This window comes from Marinigracilibium pacificum, from assembly GCF_012926615.1.
GTDB lineage: Bacteria > Bacteroidota > Bacteroidia > Cytophagales > Cyclobacteriaceae > Mangrovivirga > Mangrovivirga pacifica.
The window spans coordinates 100,291-121,381 of record NZ_JABBNU010000003.1 but is presented as its reverse complement, the minus strand read 5'-3'; the positions used below and the strand labels follow the sequence as shown (position 1 = coordinate 121,381).

The following is a 21,091-nucleotide window of genomic DNA, read 5'->3' as shown; positions in this document are numbered from 1 at the left end:
GGATAATAACACTGGTACATGCACATTACATGTACCAGTTTTGAGGAATCGGATAATTGGGCAAAATCAAATACCCTGGTAAATATTTAGTTTATTTTGCAGTTAGAATCTTATTGTCAATTAACACTTGAAAAGAATCTTCCATCGTTTCTTTAAGTGATCTGAATTTCATTGACAATTCTCTTTTGATTTTTGAATTATCTGCATTCCAGGGATAATTAACGTTGTTTTTGATGAACTTTCGGGTAAAGGATTTATTTGCCATCGGACCAACAATCATTAATAACCATTTTGGTAAGGCCTTTTTAGGGATTGGGAATTTAGTTCCATATTTAGGTAGCAGCACCGATGATATTTCTAATAAATCTGTATTGTGTGCTGAAGTGATATATCTTCCTCTGGCTTCTGGTGTGAAACCTGAACGATAATGAGCTTCAGCAACATCGCGTACGTCAACTACTCCGATACCCATTTTAGGAACTCCTGCTTTCATTGTGCCATCTCCAAGCTGTTTTAGGATGCTCATAGATTCTGATGTTGTTTGAACCGGGTTTAACGGAGGTCCCATTACCAGGCTCATATTAATTGTGATTAAATCCCATTGGTTTTGAGAATTCGCAATTTCCCAGGCCTTCTTTTCAGCCAGGGTTTTAGAATAGGAGTATGGCTGATGTGTTAATGATGCAGTTGTATTCCATACTTCTTCGGTAAGGATTCCTCCGGGAGCATTTACCGTATCGATAGCATCAGTATATATTGCTGCACAACTACTTGTATCAACTACTCTTTTTACTGTTGGGGTCTTCGAGGCGGTCTCTAATACATTTATGGTCCCTTTAACTGCAGGATCTATTAATTCTTTTTGTGGATCTTTGAAATTTGATGTAAAAGGTGATGCAGTATGATATACCAATTCGCAATCTCTCATTGCTTCTTCATAAGATCCGGAAATCAGTAAATCAGCTTTAAATAGTTTTAGTTCTCCCTTTGTGTTTTTTGCAATGTTTTTTAAATGTCCGACCTTTTTATCATCATCAGGATTTCTGACTGCAGCATGAACTGTTATTCCTTCTTCAAGTAATTTTTTTACTAACCAGCTAGCTACATAACCATTTGCTCCGGATACAAAAACAGGTTTGGATTTGTCTATCGTTACCATAATTATATTTTAGAATTTTGTTTTTCTTTGTTATAGATAATACAAAATTAGATTAGCTTCGATCTTTTCGTTTGACTGATAATGTCTTATTGCTTGCCTGTGAATTTCATTGGTGATTTCCGTTGACTGCTTTCAGCCAGATAACAGCATTGATAAAGATTTGAAATTAAAACAGGTTGGGTGGGCAATTAAGACCTTATATTCAAGAGTTGAAAATGTTCTTTGGTAAAGTTGCTGTAAGCTAGGTTGAATAGATTTCAGAAGGGTTTATGCCAAATTCACTTTTAAATGAACGACTGAAATGGGCAAGGTCTTCAAAACCTACTTCAAGATAAACATCTGATGGCCTTTTATTTTGACTTTCTATAAGATTTCTGGCCATATTTAATCTTCTTTTCTTCAGCCATTTACTTGGTGATTGATTAAACACTTTTCTGAACTCCCTGTTAAATGTTGACAGGCTTCTTCCCGAATTTTTTGCAAAGGTTTCTAATGGTATATTATAGAAAAAATTATGCTCCATATAAAGAGATAAATTTGCTTTTTCAGGCTCGGAAAATTCGTTGAATATATGAATCAGGTTTGGGTTGTCTTTTAGTATCCCATAAATAGCCTCCTTTGTTTTTAAGCGTATAAGATCTGGTTCAACCTGCTCAACACCCGTAAAATATATTTGCAGTGAATGTTTTAATCCTTCCAGTATATAGTTATTGTCATATTTTACGACTTTTTCGGTACAGGGAAGATAATTTTCAGGTTGCTTAAAATCTTTAATAACCTCCTTTATAAATTCATCTTGAAGCACAAATACAGTGTCTTTGAAATTTTTGTGATTAGCAGAAAACGATTTTTTGATTTGACCATGGGTATATTTTCTAATGAGGGCAAATTCACCTTCATTAATAATATAGGTGTTGTCTTCTGTTTCTAATGTAAAAACACCTTGCTCTACCATAACAAGGTAGTTTGATGGGTAATACATGGTTCGCTCATGGCAAGAATCAGCTTCAATCATTGCGGCAACATGTAAATCTTTGCAATGAATCATTTTCACGTTTGCAGAAGGTTGTTTTTTAGTCATATCGTTAACAACTGTTTCTACAAAAATAAGGATAATCCAAGTGATTAATTTGTCTGTACGCGTCAATTAATTTGTTTGTAGGTGTCACTTTTTGAAATGATAAAATTTTTATCAATAATGAATTATTTTTAATCATTCAAGTTTCACCAATATGTCAGGAGCCAATCGTTCCCGTTTCAATTTTATTATCTATTTTATCATAAATGGAAAAGATAAGTCCTGTTGAGGAAACAAAACTATCTGTTAATTTGAAAGTTGATGGTGAATCACTTTCATGAAATAACCGTTTACCATTTCCAAGAATAACAGGAATTGTCATCAAACAAAGCTTGTCAACAAGATCAGAGTTTAATAAAGTTTGAACCAGTTTACTACTTCCAAACACCTTCAGATTCGACCCTTTTTCAGATTTTAGCTTTTGAATTTTAGAAATAACATCACCAGTAATCAAAACTGAATTTTTCCAATTCAGCGGTATATCACTATTTGAAACTACATACTTGTTGGCGTCATTAATACCGGGCCAGGAATCAGCATGGTCTGGCCAGTATTCTGCAAATATTTCATAGGTTTTTCTGCCAAGTAGAAGATCAGTCATAATCAGATTTTTTTGCATGAATTCATGAGTTTTTGAATCTGCATTCTTAAAAAATGGAGTTACCCAGCCTCCAGATTGAAAACCGTTTGAACTATCTTCTTCCGGAGCTCCCGGAGATTGTATAATCCCGTCCAGGGATATGAATTCTTGTAGTATTATTTTTCTCATTTCTATACATTTATCATTAATTGAATTTAATAAGTAAATGTATCTTTCAGGAAGTGTTAATACGACAATTAAGGAGGTCAATCAAGACAAATTGAAATAACCAGACTATTTAGCAATCATATCAATTGTTTTTTCTATTTGATATGATTTAGGTATGTTCGGAGGAGAATATTTTTCTTTGCAATATTTAATTCTTTCGAAAACAGTCTCATGAATAAAACTATCTTCAGGGATAGTTCTATATCTACCTAAAGGGATATACCACTTTTTGGTTTTCTTACTGTAATCAATTTCTGCCTTGGGAATAATTTCACCTAGGTACCAAAAACCCTTCAATGATTTATTCAGGACACCAAATGGATTAGGTTTAACCAGTTTTGGATGTTTCCCTAACACAACTTGTCTGTATTTATCAGTATCAATAATCAGATTTTCTTTTGCTGCCTCATTCAAAATCCACTGTAAAGAGATTTTTGATAACTCACTTTGTTTTTCCGGATAAGAACCTCCTACATCCGAATGTACTCCTGCAAACCAGACCTCTTTTATGTTGTTATACTTAGCTCCCAGTTTGTTTTGCTTATAAAAGGCTCTTCTTTCATCAATAGCAACAGCATGCCTGATTACCTCAACATTTTTATTATTAGCAGTATAAGGATATGACTTCCAGTTTCCAAAATATCCTACGGACGAAACAGTATCCCAGATACCCATAAATTTAATCGGACATTCCCTGCAATATTGCATTTTGAATTTATTTGCTATTTTGAAGTTTGGATTTCTCTTTGCATATATCTGAAATGCATATGGAATTAAATTCTGGCAACCTTTTTCCAGCAAACCCATTAAACGAATAAATCCGGATAATACCCTTACAGTATATGCGCCCCTGCTAAAACCAAACAAAAATATACGATCACCAGATTCGTAATTTTCCATTAGATATGAATAGGCTTCATAAACATTCTGGTATAATCCAAATCCGGTAATTAATCCAAATATTCTGTTTAGACTACTGTTAATTGAAAGGCCTAAACCTGGGTACTTATAAGTACCAACACCCGGATCATAATAAGCAATTTGTTTCTCCGGGATCTTTTTAATTACACTATATAATTTGACGACATTCGAATTAGAATCACCAAATTGATTACCAGTCCCGTCGCAACAGATTATTATATTTTTTGGCATTGGTTAGTAGAATTTATTACTTAATCAGTATTTCTTTGACCGTCGATTGAAGATGGGCCATTTTCCAGTTTCCTTCTATTCTATTCCAGATTTTAGTAACAATCTTTCTGATCCTGGTATTTTCATCTTTATGATATTCAAGAGTTTTGACTGAATAGGCACTGTTTGATGAAAGAGGATAAATCTTTAAATCACCATCATTTAGTTCCGGAAATGGTCGAGGGATATTATTGCAAAATTTCTCAATCATAGCCTTGGGAGGAGAGGGGGTTCCGTTGGCGTAAAAAGTAATATTGTCAGACATTAATTCCATTACAGTTTCACAATCACCATTTTTGAAAGCTTCTTGTTCTTTTGAAGATATTTCTTCGATTTCACTTTTGACTTGATCAAGGGAAAAGTCCTGAGCAATACCAGTCATATTAAACCCGAGAAATATTATAAATATTAAAAAGGTATATGTTTTCATTTTGATTAGTTCTGTACTTGAAGCTTAAAATAGCTTTAGTTTAATCAAAATCAAAATGACGATTGTTGGTATTCTAAATCAATAATGGAAACCATGAAATATTCATTGGAAAAAGCATTAAATACATTTTGTAAACAACTCTTAACGTTTTGATGCCTTTATGATTATATGATTTTATTAATTAACCATTCAACTTTTCACCTTGTTTTAACCAGTTTCTACAGCGCCATTTTAATTAATTTTTTTAAAAGACAGGTTTTTTAGATTTTGACCTGAAAGTAAAAATTCGTTAACCCTGCCTTCTTTATTCTTTATGAAATCAAGTTTTCCAAAAAATGATTGGTTAGTATAAAAATGGTCATTTCCCAAATCCATCAATGGAATATTGCCGTTTAACTGGTGGATTGCAATAAGTTGATTGTCTAAAATTACTATCTCATAATGTAAATTGAACTCATGGTTGTGATAAACCCCTGTATATGGAATAAGGTCTGATTTATTGGGGTATTTTACTTCTGGTAGATTAACCCTTTTGCAATCATATTTGAAGTCGGCAATATTAAATATAAACCCACCTTTATAAAATGAAAATTTACTAGTGGGGACATAGGGAAATAAAAACTCACCATCACCGATTGTTGGTAGTGGAGCTTTGTTTTTATTGCCATAAGATTGAAAGAACAATGTGTCATTTTCTGCAATAATATTAAAATAGGTGCCTGGAAACATTTCAAAAGTACCTTCGAACTGCTTAAGTTCCTTAGTGTTGTATGATGTTTTTATAGGAGTAGGTGTATTCTCCAGATAATCTTTTAGATAGAGATCAATAATTTCATTAACAATGAATAGTGGAGTGAAATCATTATTATTCCCAAGTATTGCTACTGAAAACTTGAATTTTGGAATATGTAATAAGTAAGAACGGTACCCGGCGTCACCACCTCCGTGGAAAACTATGTCCTGACCTTTATATTTTTTAAATTCTAATCCCAACCCATAATTAATTATGCTGTCGGAATTAAGAATGGTCGGCTTAGTCATTTCTTCAAAAATCTCTTTTGATAATTTATCCGGGAATTGAAATTTAGTTGCCCATTTTGATAAATCACTAATTGTAGTGCTGATACCTGATGAACCATTAGCCATGGTATTGAAGGGATGTTTTTTATACAAACCATTTTCGTTTTTATATGACTGTGCTTTGTTTTTAATAATAATCGTTGAGTTATTTACTGCTCTGGTATCATACATTTCATTAGGGATAAATATTAGCTCTTCCAATATCTGTTGAAATGGTTTCTCAGATTTTCTTTCAATTATTTCTGCTAATAAGACATACCCAGTATTATTATACTCATACTTCTCTCCAGGAATGAAGTTTGTTTTTTGTATTTTCAATAGCAATTGTACGATTTCTTTATGTGTAGTATGATCGTCAATTCGTTTACCTTTAAGTTTCAATAACCCGAATAAGTTTGGCAGACCATGGGTATGGTTTGCTAATTGCTTTATTGTGATTTTATATGGCAATGATTTTAATTCAGGTAGATGAATTCTGATATCATCTTCAAGAGTTAATAATCCTTTTTTGTCAAGCAATACTGCCAGGTAGGCAGTGAATTGTTTTGATACCGAAGCTATGTGAAAGGCAGATGAGTCCGAAATAGGTATTTGATATTCCAGATTAGCTTTTCCAATCTGATGATTGTATATAATTTGGCCCTCATTAATAACTGCTACAGCTAATCCGGGTTGATCTGATTTATAGTAATTGCTAATGATTGAATCTACCTTGATAGATAGTTTTGGATCATACAGTTGTTGGGCATATATATGCTGAAGTGTTAAAGTGATCAGAATGGTGAAAAGTGATTTTTTCATTTTGTTAGAATGTTTGATTTCCAACAAAACTGACTTTATTAAGTGGTTAATCTTTCCGGATAAATAAAGTCGGATAGATTTTTTCCAGGAAATTTTAGTCGGACAAAGCTTCTTTCCTGTATTCAGTAGGTGTTTTTCCAGTTACTTTCTTGAATGCTGAATAAAAAGAGGATTTTGAGTTAAATCCAGATTCATAAACGATCTCTAGAATTGTCACCTTCTTTTTTTGGCTATCTTCCAAAATTGATTTTGCTTCTTTTACTCTATAGTCATTGATGAAATCAAAAAAGTGTTTACCAATTTGGTGATTAATCAAAATGGAAAGATCCTTTTCAGTTGTATTAAATTGATGTGCAAGTTTTGATAGTGTTAGTTCAAAGTCAAGGTAAGGCCTTTCGCTTTCCATAAATGACTTTATACGATCGATTTCTTTTTCATCAACGTCATCTTTAATAATTCCTTTATTTGGTTTCTTCAATGGTTCCTGAAATGATTGAACTCCAGAGAATAGCTGTGGGTTAAGAAGGGCTTTAAGGACAAAAAAAGTTATAATTGTTAATGCAGATATACTTATTACAAGGTTGATGTCATTAATCCTGTCATAATTATATTCTGACATTATCCATTTTAGTATTACAAAAAAGTGTGATATGCAGAAGACAATTGCTATCTGAAATAGCCATTTATAATTAAGATGAATCGGGTTTGAATAATTTTCCTTGAAGATTGTTTTATATCTTTTCAGCAACAGGAAAATAGCAATTATATAGACAAACCACTGAATTTCAATAATAATCTTAAACAGTGAATATATCTGGTCAGAAATTGAAGTTAATTTGAAAGCAATCAAAAATATCAAAAATAACGCAGCATGAATCAAATGCTTTAAGCGTAATTTAAAGTCTGAATAACATGCTGATAAGAAATAAAGATAAATTAGAGGCATCTGCAGTAATGAAGATGCGGATTTGAAGATGACTAAATTTGGAGTTTCTGAGAAGTCATAAGGGAAAAACAGACCAGTAAGATCAAAAGAGGTTACAATTAGAAATGAAGCAAAAAGTCTATTGGATATTTTTTTTGAGCTTTTAACTGTGAATAAGAAAGCAGATAGAATCCACATCAAAAATACTATGATCTTACCAATGCTATTTATTAGTTCTATTTTGTCTCCCACCTGAAATTCTTTTACCAGGCAAATTTAGATTGGAGCTGAAGTATTGCAAAAGATATTATGAACTTTATGGATAAAAATATAATGGATAATTAGAATAAATAGTTCATAAAAACCTTCCTTAGGTCCATATGATCAGTTTGTTTTTTTCTCCCAGACTCTTACTTTGAATATAAGTGTCCTGAGAACCGTCTTAAATTAATTTAACCATTCACTTAAACGATCGGGCATGATGTTATATGTGAAGTCCTTTGTTTCAATTTACAAAAATCTAAGAAGGAATCTAAACTAACTAATATGACTTAATAGCTGTGTGTTTATGAGTTTTGTCAGAGGTTAAATTTTTGAATTTCAGTTGTTAATCAAGGTTTTGTTTGCCGCTTTCAATCCCTTAATCCAAGGAATGCTTTGACTGACTTCAAGCTTTCTTCAGGTTGTTCTTCCATAGGGACATGACCTGCGTTTTCGATAATGACCAGGGTGTCGTTTGGTAGGTCATCATAGAAACGGTATGCACTTTCAATTGTTATCAGTTCATCTTTTTCTCCCCAAATGATAAGTGTGGGTTGATAAATATTCTTAATCTCTTTAATTTGATCTACTTCAATATCAAGTTTCATTCTATCAACTAAAGCTTGACGATTACCTTCTCGTAGTGAGAGGTTGAAATATCGATCAACAAGTTCATCTGTGACTTTATTTTTATTTGTATAAACATTTTTAACGCTAGATTCAATTACAGATCGTGGAGTTATAAATGTTAATGTCTTATTTATTACAGGAATCCTGGCTACAGTAAATGCTAATGGGACACTAGTGGAATTTCGAGGATATCCTGCTGCATCGATCAGAATAAGTTTATCAACCATTTCAGGGTGGGTGATAGTATACCTCCATGCAATTAATCCTCCCAATGAATTACCTCCGATAATACAATACTTAATATTAAGAGCAACCAAAAAATCATTTATAAATTCAGAATAATGATTAATTGTATAATCCCGGTCAGGAAATGGACCGGTGAGTCCGAATGCAGGTAAATCCATCCTGATCACTCTCTTTTTTTGTGATAATTCTTCAGTCCAGGCATTAAAGGTATGGAGGCTGGCACCGGTGCCGTGAATTAAAACAATAGGTACTGTATCCTCCATTATCCCTTCATCACGATAATGTACATTCATTCCATCTATTTCAATAAAAGAAGATGGAGGTTGTCCATATTCAGGAATTAAATCTTCAACTGATTTATCCCTATGTCCAAATAAAACTGTGAGGAAAACCAGAAGGACTGAGATAGAGATTAAAAGATATAGAATGATTTTTTTCAATTGGATAAAATGGTTGTTTTTTAAATAAAATGATTTTTTAGAATATCTAATAATTTAATTGAGATATAATTAAAAAAGCATCGTTCGAATATGAACGATGCCTGTTAATAGAAGAAATACATTTCTTCTAATCTTTAACCAGTCTTACAATTTGAGTTTGCTTTACTGTTTTTATTTTAAGAATGTAGATACCTGATTCTTCATTTCTAAGATCAATTTCTCTGTCTTTTTGAGTTAAGATATGGTTTCCAAGGATATCATAAACCGAAATCTCTACCTCTTCTCTTCTGTCTACATTAATCGTAAATAGTCCTTTTGACGGGTTAGGATAGACTACTAAATTGTCTATCAGAGTTTCATTAGATAGATTGTTAAAGCTTACCGGAGGGAGTGGAGTAGTTCTGGCTCCGGCACCATTATTTATATTGACAGTATAATCTTCAACTTCTCCAAACTGAAAGTTTTCGCAAGGAGTTTGCTCACCATCGCTAGCGTATTTCATCGAAACTCTCATTCTTGTATTTCCTGAAAGAGCAATGGATGGAATTGTAATTGTTTTCCTGATTCTTCTTCTGGAATTGGCAAATAAAATCTCCTCGTTTGAATCAACAAAGTCGCCATCCTGATTAAAATCTATCCAGACTATAAATATTTCCCGGTCACTCGTTTGAGGGTAGATATACATGGTATAAGAATTTCCAGCTGTCAAGTTGAATGTGAAATTCGTATAATCACCATACCCATTGTCATTACCACTTAAATTTGATTGTGAGTTTATTGCCACTTCATCGATATATTCATATTGAGTACTACCTCCTGAGGAAGGGCAATAATCTACAGGTCCACCACCAGACAAGGTTGTGAATTGTGAAATTGATGAATAGCTTGAGTTTGTAGATGTGCAGACACTTCTAACGCGGTATTCATATGTGGTGTTGGCGGCTAATCCGCTAATATTTTGGGTGGTATTGGCTGTGTTGATAGTTGTCCAGTTTGTAGATCCCGACTCACGATACTGTAGATCGTAACTGTTAGATCCTGCATCTAACCAGCTTATTGAGGCTGAATTGCTTGTGATATTGCTACTGTTAGGAGCGGTTGGCGTATTACATTCTCCTGGATTTCCGGAGCAGTTAGATGGTGCAGAAGCCCCTGTTGTAGCGCCACTGCCATTAATAAAGTTGAACCCTGAATAACCTTCTGAGGTATACCAGTCCATCCATCCACCACCAGATGCAGAAGACCAGTTGTTAAGGTCAAAACTATTACCATTACCATTTGATGTGCCTGGGATTTGATAGACTTTGACTGCCTGATTATTGTTATTCCATACAAGGGGAGAGCCGCTCTGGATAGTTTCGGGAGCCTGGCAATTAACCTGAAGAAAGTATGCCCTCGTTTGATTTGAGTTTCCATTTCCAAATACTCTTGCAATTCCAGATGAATTTATACAAACAAAAGTTCCTTCCTCGCACCCTATAGCATATCTGCCGGTAGAATTTTGATCATTTACAGTTCTGGCCAGAAAGCCAAAGATTCTTCCATATCTGTTTTCATTATTAGTTCCATGAGTACGATTAAGGTGAGTGTCTGTAATTACATTATTAAGATACGGGATATCAAGGAAGTCATCATAGAATAGTGAGTTGTTCATGTTATTGTTGTATGGGTCATTTAATATTTCTGAGGAAAGTACTCCGCTTGTAGCCGGTGCATAGTATGCACTACCTAATATTGCCATTCCGGCAGAAGTTCCGCTAACGGGTATGCCTTTAACGTTTATAACATAGTTTAAGGCTGTTTCAACTTCAGTGTCTTTCCAGTTATCAACATAAGAAGTTTGATCTCCTCCTGCTATGAATATGGCTTCGGCATCATAGATATATTGAGCGACTGTAGCATTATTCGCCGCATTTCGATTATCAATTGAAATTTCAGCCGCAGAGCTTATCATTGAACTGAAATTATCCCAGACCCAGGCTGCCTGCCCTCCGGTTCCTCCGGTTCTGATAACCAGATAGTCACCTCCATCGGCATTATTTAAAAACCATGATGTTGCTGCTATTTCTGCAGATGCTCCGGCTTCGGCACCACCAATTAACATGGTTGCTTTAGTAGGGGATATATTGCCATGACTATTTACGGTTCCTCCTTCGAGTGAATATTCGTATCTGGTAGGCTGGGCAAATATTATAATTGAAGAAATGATATATAGAAAGGCCATTGAAAATATAGAATAAGTTTTCATGGTAGTATGAATTTTGGTTATAGAATAATAATAGGGCTATTCTTCAGACAAAATAATCGATCTAATAAATAGTTAAATTACGATTGAAAATTGCTGAAAATAGTGATTTAGTAGAAGAATTTAAGAAGGAAGTTCTAGTTGTCAAAGATTGGTTGCACTCCTTGTAGGCTAAAGGGTTTTACTGCAATCAATCGGGTATGGTTATAAAGATTTTGCATTTATTTTATATGGAAAATAAATATTGACTTTATAATGTACTGAAATATTTCGATTTTATGAAATAAAATTTTGTGTAATTGCTTTTGATTCAATTGTTTATGGGGGCAGAGGGAGTGCTTTTTAATTTTTCAAAGCACAATTCATAGCGCAAAAAGGCTTGTTCATTTTTGTATTTGAAAGTGATTTTGTACTATTAATTTGATTTTAATTCTTCATCAAGAAAATCTATTAGTTTAATTGCAATGGAGATATAATTTATAGCTTGTTCTTTCGTGACTACATAGTCCGGTACATGAGCCACTTTGTTTCTTATTTGCCTCAAATCATCAAATATTTTAATTTTTTTAGTTTCCAGTAAGTGATTTCCTTCAAGAGTATCCTGCATGAGCTTATATCTGGAAGGTTTGTTAAGGTCTATATTAGGATTTGATTTTAGTATCAATGCTTCTGTTTTGCTTTCAATAACCTTCCATGCTTCCAAAATCGATGAACTTGGCATATCATGAGCAAGCTCAATTAATGAGGTTTTGTAATCGGGAGACTGGTTTTCAAATTCCATTTCTGCTTCTATTTTTATTTTTTCCATTTTTCTATCAAATTCCAGTTCCAATTCACTGAATTTGGCTTTTGAAACAAAGGGAATTAATTCTCTAATAGGCTTTTTCAACAGAAAGAATAGAAATAATAGAGTCGCTGGCCATATCAGTTTATCTATTAATTCAATAATGAATTCTAAATTACTCATCAGGAGTTATGGTTTAAAAAAATGGTTGTATTTACTTAAATTTTAGCTTTTGGATAGGTAATATCTGAATCAAATCTACAAATTCCAATAGGGTATTGAGATTTTAAATTATAGACATGAAAAAAGCCGCCCCACTTTCATGGGACGGCCTCCTTTATATAGAAAATCAAATTATTTGATTAGTATCCTGTTAGTTAACACATTCTCTCCGTCGGTTACTCTAAGGATATAAAGTCCGGCATCAAGATCTGAAACATTGATTTCATTATAAGTATTGTTTAATACACCTTGTTTCCAGATTTGACCAGTAGTAGTCATGATCGTAAACTCAGGATTTTCCATTTTACCTGTATAAACTTTAAGTCTTTCAGATGCAGGTATTGGATAAACGGCGAATCCATTTGATGAAGAACCTTCTCTGGATACAGATACTTTTGTTGTTCTGGCGCTACCACCAACGCAGAAGTTTGTAGTCTCACTTGATCCAAATGATCCGCCAGAAGCTAAAGTAACTCCGTTAGCTGTAAGTGAGTAAGAACCGTTACCATATGAACAGCAGATACCATCACCGTAGGAATCATAAATTACAAAATCATAACAACCATTGCTTAGCTCAATGTTTTGAGTAAGTGTAGAACCATCAGGTTGAGAGCCATAGGTTCCTCCTGAAGCAATAATTGTAGATCCATCAAGGATTTCCCAACGAGTTTCTTCAGGATAATTATCAAATGTTATTGAGAGAGTCGCTACAGTAGTTGTAGTATCAGGAGGGGTAGTGGTTGAAGAGCTTAGACTTAGTGCGTCAATTGCAATATCACTTTGCCAGGTATCGCCAGTTGTACCAATGAATTTTAGTTTTACTTTATCACCTAAATAAGCTGCTAAATTAACTTCAGCCTGTAGCCAGTTATTACCCTGGTTACCTGATTTGCTCCAGATACTGCTCCAGGTATTTCCATCTGTTGTTGCCTGTAGCTCCAAATTACCCATGCTTGCAGCACCATACATGTGGTAGCTAAAAGAGAATACTGCTGTAGAAGCAGAACTTAGGTCAAAACAAGGACCTTCTATTTGAGCAACTTTTGATGGGTTATTAGGGTTTGAAGCCTCAATATAAATATAGTTGCTTCCTGCAAATGCTGAAGACGGACCAGTATTACTTGATGGTGTTCCACCACTTTGGTTTGTCCAGTCGAAGTCATCTCCGCTTACCTGGGTCCATCCACCAAAATTGCCTTCAAAACTTTCGCTGTATCCGATAGTTTCAGTTGAAGAACAATTTAGTCCACCAGGAGTACCCGCAGTAGTCATGCTTATTTTATCAATGGAAATATCAGAGGTATATGAAGAACCTGTTGTACCAACAAATCTTAATTTAACAGTTTCACCAAGGTAAGAACTCATATTAATACTTGCCGATGCCCAGCTATTACCTTGGTTTCCACTTAAAGACCATATCGTTGTCCAGTCGCCACCGTCAGTGATAGCTTGTACTGCAAGTGATCCCATTGCTGAACCGTACATGTGGTAATCGAAACTGAAAGTTGCAGTTGTTTCACCAGTAAGATCAAAACAAGGGCTTTCCAGTCTTCCTACTTTTGAAGGGTAGTTAGGGCTTGAAGATTCTATGTACATATAGAAACTACCATCATTTGCTGATGAAGGACCAGTACTTGATGATGGTGTACCACCACTTTGTCTTGTCCAGTTTAAATCATCACTTGTGTCCTGAGTCCAGTTTCCTATACCACTTTCAAAGCTTTGATTGTAAGGAAAGCTTGTTACTGTACCTGAACAAGTAAATTCATCAGGAGGGTTGCCACCTGGGTTATATACTGGGTCTAATAAGAATCCTTCGCGACCGCCACCGTTAGCAAATGTAGCCTGCATACGGTTATCCTGACCAGCAGAGAACATAAACATACAAGCATCGTCTACATAGTCCATGTAGTTCATGAACATGTCATTACCCGGATTATTAGGGCAGCTGTTTGTGCCAGCAGCAGGACAGCCATAGTTAGGGTTTCCTGCAACAGGAGTGTCACTTACAAAGTCATCAGCATTACAGTTACCATCACCCCAGATGTGGCGAAGGTTTAACCAGTGACCAACTTCATGAGTTGCGGTACGTCCTCTGTCAAATGGTGCTGATAAAAAGAAATTAGATCCGCCCGGAGCTGTAGCATCACCAAAATATTGTGGCGACATAACAACACCGTCAGTTGCCGGATTACCTCCGGGAAACTGTGCATAACCAAGAATTCCACCACCGATATCAGCAACCCACATATTTAAAATACGAGCTGGTTCGATAGGAGGGTAGGTTGATTTTACAAGGTCGTTTGTACCCCAGGTATCACGTGAATTGGCATACCTTTTGGTCTCGATCAGCTCAAATCTAATGAATGTATCACCAGATCTCACCCCTGCAAATTCAGCCGGAGTGTTATTATAATCACTGTTGGTAGCACTAAAGTCTTTATTTAATCTGTCAATTTGAGATTGAACCTGAGCATCAGAAATGTTCTCATTTGAATTGGCATAAACTACATGTACAATACACGGGATGATTACTGTATCACCGGATAACCTCATAGTTTCAAAATTTTCTGAAAACTGTCTGGTCAATTTTTCAATTTCGGCCTGACGCCTTGCATATTGTGGGTCGGTTTTTAATAATCTTTCATGTACCTGGTCAGTAGCACACGCTCTTTCTTGGGAAAAAGAGAAATAGGAAATACAAATTGTCATTCCTATCAATAGTAAATGTTTAAGCATAAATTGATTGGTTTATAGATTAAAGATTGATTGAAAGTCCACATGCCAGACTGTTAGATGTTGAATGATTGTTTGTAGAATTGAATAGTTCTAACACAATGTTTGGTTGAAACAACAATGCTAACTGATCCGACTATTACCAATAGGTTTCAAGTTTACAAATAAATTTTGACAAAATAAAATTTTGTTCGCAACGTCAAATCAAAATTATCAGGCTTTGTAAGGAGCTTTTTGAGAAATAAGTAATTTGTTATTTAATCGTATACAGTTTAATTGTATTGTTTGATTTAGATGTAGTTATGTTAAGAGAGGATAAATATTATATTAATGTATTATTAATGGAGCTGGTATGAGATGATGTTTTTGAAAGTTTGAAAATTCTTTTTAGAGATTTATGACTATTTCGAGTATATATTATTTATTAAAATAATGCTACAATTTTTTCACAGATTGTTGTGGTAATTTGTCTTTTTAACTGAATATTTCAATTGATAGATGTTAATAATAAACACTATAATCCCAGCGCATCCATTTTATCTTTTTCATAGCGACTATCTTCAGCCGGATATCTCAAGTCATTCTCAAATTTTCCGGAATCTTTGGCCATTGCCCAGATAAGACTTTCTCCGGCATGTTCAGGAATATTTTTGAAAATAGGATCTTGAAATGCCTCTTCAGCAGAAATAATATTCCACCCTTTTGATTTGAACATTTGGATAAGGTCATCAAGAAACAATGCAGAAGCAAGGTTATGATGAAGCAATAGTGTATGTTTTATATTTCTTCCTGTAAGTACAACTCCAATACTGTCATAATATAAAGCTCTGTTATAAATGTGATCGAGGTAATACTGCTTAAATTTGGAAATATCAGCATTTGGATCTTCTTTGAGTCGTTTTCTAAGTCTGCTATCAATATACCAGTCTGATGCATCTATAGTGACATATCCGTTTGAATACCCATATTCTTTAAGGATATTCCTGATACTGTCTATTTTTGATTGTGAATTTCCTTCCTTTAAATATGGAAACCTGAAAAGCTTTGTATAATTACTATAGCTATTAATTAATGAATCTGCCATTAATAATTCTCTTCTAAAATTCTCGGCACTAATTTTTGGGTTATTGAAATTAGGATGTGAATACGTATGATTTGCAATCAGATGGCCGGCGTTATTCCAGGAATCTAAAAGATACTTTCCTTCAAGGGTATTTTTATTTTCGGTTTTCACAAAAAAAGCTGCCTTAATATTCTCCTCTTCAAGGCTATTTAGAATCAATGAGTTCCATTCTTCCAATGAGTAATTCAATATGTTAGCAGTGTTCCCATCATCAAACGTAAAGCTAATTGATTGCTGTGCTGTGATCGTAATTGAATAGCAGCTGATAAAAAGGATGATAACTGTTCTTAATAGTCTGAGATTCATGAATTAGTTTTTATTTAAAGCCTGAAAGTAATAAGACTGGAGCTACTAAACGAACAATTATCTTCGGAAGTATAGTTCTGGTTAAGTTTAAACTATTAATGGAAATACAATTTATTTTATAGAGTAATATATTTTTGAAGAAAGGATTAGGTTTATCTATTTACTAACTCTAACGTTTCAAAAACAAAATCAGTTTTACCCAATACGTAGGCTCCTCTGTCGTTTTGATACTTAGATATAAGGTCAAGTTTTAATTTTTCATATGCTTTAGCTCTATCCTTATTAGCTATCAAATAATCTCTAAATTCAATCTGTTTCCACATTATATTATCCTTTGGGCACATATGAATATGAAAAATCTGATCTTTTTTATTTTCAAGATTGTATCCTTTACCAAATGAGGAATAGGACTCTATATCATTTCTTTTTGGTACAACAAAATGAGTATATCCAATTTCAGAAAATTTGGAGATTAGATGCACATCAAATAATAATACTTCTGGTATTTCAATAATTATGTCAATGTAGGGTTTTGATTTTATTGAAGGGATTGATGAACTTCCAAAATGCTCAATTCTCAGAATTGATTTTTCGTCAATATGATTCAGGATCAAATCCTTTTCTTTTTGGTAAAGGTTTTTCCATTCAGGGTTATGGTCAACTAATTCAAGTGGAAAATGAGTATTCCATTCTTCTTTGGTCAGGTCCTGCAGTTTTTTCATGATTTGGCTTTCTATAAATTGATTTTTCTAGAATAGGGGAAATTCTTTCCGCCCATCTTTTGATTATACCCAACAAAATGGGGGCGCAAAGTAAAATAATTCGGACCTAATTATTTGATTACTGTAAAGCTATTTTTGAAAGTATAAAAATCAAGTACTTTTATTTGTTGATATTATTTCATTGATCTTTGGTTGTAGAATCCAAACACCAATAGGGAAGAACCATAAAAGGAAAAATTCACCAACAAAATCAGAAAACTTAACTTCTCTTTGAAGCTCAATGCATTTTATAGTTTTAGCACAAAAATATAGACAGTAGAAAATACAAAACATTGAGAATAAGTGAATTGGAAATATTGTAGAAAAACCAATTATAAATGATGAAGGATCTGGAGTTTCATTAGGAGAATGAAGCATATAATTGAATAGGTATATAAACCCAATTATGAATATGATAAAATAGATTAAAGGGATAAAATACAATATTTTAAACCTGCTTACCTTCAATGTCACGTTGTCAGGAAGAAACTTTTGTAAACCTACAGAAATTGACCAGTTCCAGCCAAAAATGACTCCTGAACTAATTAGGATTATAATCGGATAATAGATGAAATATTCAAATATCTGAGTTGGATCACTAAAGTTTCCCTTGCTTACCGTTATAAACAATGAAGACATTAAAATCATTTGACATAATATTGGTAATCCGTATGATAAAACAAAAATTTGCCAATGTTTAGCTCTTAAAAAATAGTCAGTCATGAAATCTAAGTTTAAAAAATGGATTTTTATTAAAGTAAACTAGTTAAACAACTTCTTCTCTTGATAAATTAAATATCTTACTACCTATAGCATTTAATTTTTTAATTATTTCTTCACTTCCTTTATTAATTATTCGGTCTCTTTCTTTTTCTGATATTGGAACCATCCAAAGAAAAGTAATGTCAGAATTTCGGTAAGACCCTAATTCCGGTTTTGGAAGAATTTCTAATTGATTTGTGAGAATTACAGAGGTTAATTTAGAGTTATCACTTTTAGGGAATCTGATAGTATGGCCTTCACCAAGGAAAGTGATATTTGCCCAGGGAATGGGAGCATTAGAACTAAACCAATTTGCAATACCCTGTATCTCATCTTCAGATAACGAAGAGTTTAACATCATTCCAAGTTCAATCCGATTAGATTGTAGTCTGTCATCTACATACATTTCTACAATTGGCATGGGAAGTAAAGAAAGTCCTACGGTAGCAAATATTGTTTTCGATTCACCGGTTCTTAAATAAAGTCCTCTAGGAGGCCATTCTTCTCCATCAATGGCATAATACTTGTCCAGTTTCCCAAATGTTTCCTCGTATTCATCAATGATTACAGGCTGTTGAATTTGAAAAGGTACTGGTTCCTGATCCCATGATTCCCAATACTCTTGTGATTCTGCGACTCTGGATATCAATTCATTATCATTGGTTAACTCCCATGCAAAGTCTCCTTCTCCATTACAAGATGTGGCATATCCGAAAAAACCATCATACCCACTCCATGTTGGAATGATTGCTAAAATTTCATTTCGATATAACAATGCTGCACCGTCTCCCTCTTCCAACCAGACAATTTCCAACTCCTCTTTCTCTAGTTTGGGTTCACCCTCCGGAAATTTGCAAAATTGACTATGCATCATCGGGGCATTTCCATCTTTTATAAAATATTTTTCATCTTTATCAGAGTAGGGCTGAAGGTTTCTGATCCAGCACGATCTGACTCCGAAATCTGAATTATCAGGTCCCCATAAATAAAAATAAGCTACTCGGTCATCTTGCTCAACAATGGCTGTGATAGGACATGAGGGAGAAGATTCCTCCAATAGTATTTCTGGTTTTTGAACCTTAGTTTTTTTAGATGAAAATAGTCTTTTAAATGGACTCATTATTTAGAATATATTGAACTCAAAATGGTGTTGTTTTCAATTTATAATCAGATCTATTAGTAACCATTTGTTGCTTTAATACCGTGCAATGAATTAAAATGTATATAATAGCTCTGTAGTTATTGATGGAAAACCAAACCTTCTAATAAACCTAATAAACCTAAGAAAATGATGAAAATTCAATATTCAAAATAAATCAGGAGAATACTTAGGGCCTTTAATTGTGATTTTTTTTGGATGATTATTTAAGTGTCAGATTTATAGTTACTTATGTTTTTGATAATCAAGCTGTGTAAAAATTGATATTTTGATAATAGATTATTAAATGTGTTTTTAACTCCTAAAAGTTGAGTTTTTCTATCTTGAAATCTTATTTACTTTCATTACCGATTAATGAAATAAGTCCATCAGATAAAGTTCCTTGCCAATTAATATAACTATGACCTCCTTTAAATTCGTGGTAATCTACTTCATAACCTTTTAATTCTAATATATCTCTAAACTGTCTGTTCATGCCTAACATGGAAGCTCCGGCATCATATAAACCTACATCCATATAAAATTTGATAGATAGTCGTTCACTACTTTTATACAAGTTTATAAGTTTTCCATTATCCTCAGGGTAAATCCAATGATTTTCATTTTCAGTACCTTTGATCCAGTATGACCCTGATTGGGAAAGGACATTTCCAATAACTTCCGAATGACGAAAAGCTATGTAGCTTGAAGCAAACCCACCACGACTTGAGCCCGCCAGGATAACATGTGAACCACCGGGTGAGATATTGTAATTAGATCGTGCCCATGGAATAAGTTCTTCTGCAATAAAATCACCAAAGTCATCATTGATCAGATCTTCTGATCTTTTTCCCATTGACCAAACCAATAAAGTAATTGTTGGCGTAATCTTATTTGATGCAAATAAATTATCAAGAATGGTATGGGTGGGTATTCGGGAGTTTCTTCCTGGTCTTGCTCCGTAAGCTTCACCATCAAATACAATCAGTAAATTATGTGATGTTGCTGATGAGTAGGTAGCAGGAATATGTACGGTTATTTTTCTTGTTTCTTTTAAATGTTCACTCTGGAATTCAACTACTTCTAGTTTACCTTCAGGTATATTGTTATTCTTAACTATAAATGGCTGTGTTGGTGCTTTGGGCATTTCCACAATACCATCGTAGGCATGAATAACATCTCTTTTAATCACCTCATTGTTTAGTCCAGCTTTAAAGACTTTAAAATAATTAAACCCATAATTAAACCTGGCATCAACAGGAACAACCTGAGATGTGAAATGTAGTTTTGTATTACCAAGTTGGTGAAGTCTTAATCCTAAAAAATCAGGTCCGCCACTTTGCATTACATATTCTGTATGTTCATCTGGAATACAGAAGTAGGTAACCAGCATTTCTTTGTCATTACCTTCAATGGGTTCAATAATGTGTTGGACAGTTTGATTCTTAATAAAGTCATCAATTGCCAGACTATCCGAAAGTGATTTTTCCCAAAGAACATAAATTGACTCTGATTTTATTTCCTTTTTAGCTATTCTTTTGGCGTTATCTAAAGTAGATAATATTTGATCTATTTGAAGGATATAATTTCCTTTATCAGATACCTCTTTAGCAGGATGAACTTTAAAGGTATATAGTCCTGAATAATTCGAAGTGAAGTCAATATTACTAGTTCTAGATCTTCGTTCCCGGATGTCAATAGTTTGTACCTTTAAACCTTTAGGATCATATATGTCAATCAGAATTTCAATATCATTTTGCTGGATTGATCCAATAACAGCCATTCCATTTTTTAGTTCAACTTTATATTCATGAAGCTCAGCATCTGATATTACATTTTGATAAAGTTCGCCTGATTTTAACCAAAATTCTTGCGCTGATAGATTGAAATTTAATATAAATAAACAACTGAAGATATATGGAATTAGATTTTGGAATTTGGTATCCATGATCCTTGGTTTTACTG

At 33.8% G+C, this 21,091-nt stretch carries 16 protein-coding genes; all 16 read right to left on the bottom strand.

Annotation, left to right across the window (positions count from 1 at the left end; all coding sequences use genetic code 11):
* Positions 1–91 precede the first annotated feature (91 nt).
* The 16 genes from HH304_RS05355 to HH304_RS05280 all read right to left on the bottom strand — a co-directional run bounded on the left by HH304_RS05355 (position 92) and on the right by HH304_RS05280 (position 21,074).
* Positions 92–1,159, bottom strand: coding sequence for an NAD-dependent epimerase/dehydratase family protein (locus HH304_RS05355; RefSeq protein WP_169678727.1), 1,068 nt, complete (start codon positions 1,157–1,159; stop codon positions 92–94).
* A gap of 241 nt (positions 1,160–1,400) precedes the next feature.
* Positions 1,401–2,240 carry a helix-turn-helix domain-containing protein gene (locus HH304_RS05350; protein WP_169678724.1) on the bottom strand — a complete coding sequence of 280 codons (840 nt, stop codon included), beginning with the start codon at positions 2,238–2,240 and terminating at the stop codon, positions 1,401–1,403.
* A 154-nt stretch (positions 2,241–2,394) separates the two neighbouring features.
* Positions 2,395–3,006 carry a dihydrofolate reductase family protein gene (locus HH304_RS05345; RefSeq protein ID WP_169678722.1) on the bottom strand — a complete coding sequence of 204 codons (612 nt, stop codon included), beginning with the start codon at positions 3,004–3,006 and terminating at the stop codon, positions 2,395–2,397.
* A 105-nt stretch (positions 3,007–3,111) separates the two neighbouring features.
* Positions 3,112–4,197, bottom strand: a complete 1,086-nt coding sequence (locus HH304_RS05340) for a DUF2235 domain-containing protein (RefSeq protein ID WP_169678710.1) — start codon at positions 4,195–4,197, stop codon at positions 3,112–3,114.
* A 16-nt stretch (positions 4,198–4,213) separates the two neighbouring features.
* Entirely contained in the window at positions 4,214–4,666 is a 453-nt protein-coding gene (locus HH304_RS05335) for a nuclear transport factor 2 family protein (protein ID WP_169678708.1), read from the bottom strand.
* A 231-nt stretch (positions 4,667–4,897) separates the two neighbouring features.
* Positions 4,898–6,547, bottom strand: a complete 1,650-nt coding sequence (locus HH304_RS05330; protein ID WP_169678706.1) for a serine hydrolase domain-containing protein — start codon at positions 6,545–6,547, stop codon at positions 4,898–4,900.
* A gap of 94 nt (positions 6,548–6,641) precedes the next feature.
* Entirely contained in the window at positions 6,642–7,724 is a 1,083-nt protein-coding gene (locus HH304_RS21380) for a helix-turn-helix domain-containing protein (RefSeq protein WP_169678704.1), read from the bottom strand.
* Between the two features lie 380 nt (positions 7,725–8,104).
* The gene (locus HH304_RS05320) at positions 8,105–9,049 is read right to left on the bottom strand and encodes an alpha/beta fold hydrolase (RefSeq protein ID WP_271711514.1); all 945 of its coding nucleotides are present in this window, start codon (positions 9,047–9,049) and stop codon (positions 8,105–8,107) included.
* Between the two features lie 127 nt (positions 9,050–9,176).
* Positions 9,177–11,297, bottom strand: a complete 2,121-nt coding sequence (locus HH304_RS05315; protein ID WP_169678702.1) for a GEVED domain-containing protein — start codon at positions 11,295–11,297, stop codon at positions 9,177–9,179.
* Between the two features lie 412 nt (positions 11,298–11,709).
* Positions 11,710–12,261: a hypothetical protein gene (locus HH304_RS05310; protein ID WP_169678701.1), complete on the bottom strand. Its 552-nt coding sequence runs from the start codon at positions 12,259–12,261 to the stop codon at positions 11,710–11,712.
* A 171-nt stretch (positions 12,262–12,432) separates the two neighbouring features.
* Positions 12,433–15,039: a T9SS-dependent choice-of-anchor J family protein gene (locus HH304_RS05305; RefSeq protein ID WP_169678699.1), complete on the bottom strand. Its 2,607-nt coding sequence runs from the start codon at positions 15,037–15,039 to the stop codon at positions 12,433–12,435.
* Positions 15,040–15,550: 511 nt separating this feature from the next.
* A complete protein-coding gene (locus HH304_RS05300) occupies positions 15,551–16,465 on the bottom strand; it encodes a polysaccharide deacetylase family protein (RefSeq protein WP_169678697.1) in 915 nt (304 codons plus the stop codon).
* A gap of 152 nt (positions 16,466–16,617) precedes the next feature.
* Positions 16,618–17,187, bottom strand: a complete 570-nt coding sequence (locus tag HH304_RS05295; protein ID WP_169678695.1) for a GrpB family protein — start codon at positions 17,185–17,187, stop codon at positions 16,618–16,620.
* Between the two features lie 150 nt (positions 17,188–17,337).
* Positions 17,338–17,949: a hypothetical protein gene (locus tag HH304_RS05290; protein WP_169678693.1), complete on the bottom strand. Its 612-nt coding sequence runs from the start codon at positions 17,947–17,949 to the stop codon at positions 17,338–17,340.
* 43 nt (positions 17,950–17,992) lie between these two features.
* Positions 17,993–19,108 carry a suppressor of fused domain protein gene (locus tag HH304_RS05285; protein ID WP_169678691.1) on the bottom strand — a complete coding sequence of 372 codons (1,116 nt, stop codon included), beginning with the start codon at positions 19,106–19,108 and terminating at the stop codon, positions 17,993–17,995.
* A gap of 370 nt (positions 19,109–19,478) precedes the next feature.
* On the bottom strand, positions 19,479–21,074 hold the full coding sequence (locus tag HH304_RS05280; protein ID WP_169678689.1) for an alpha/beta hydrolase: 1,596 nt from the start codon (positions 21,072–21,074) through the stop codon (positions 19,479–19,481).
* Between the last annotated feature and the right edge of the window lie 17 nt (positions 21,075–21,091).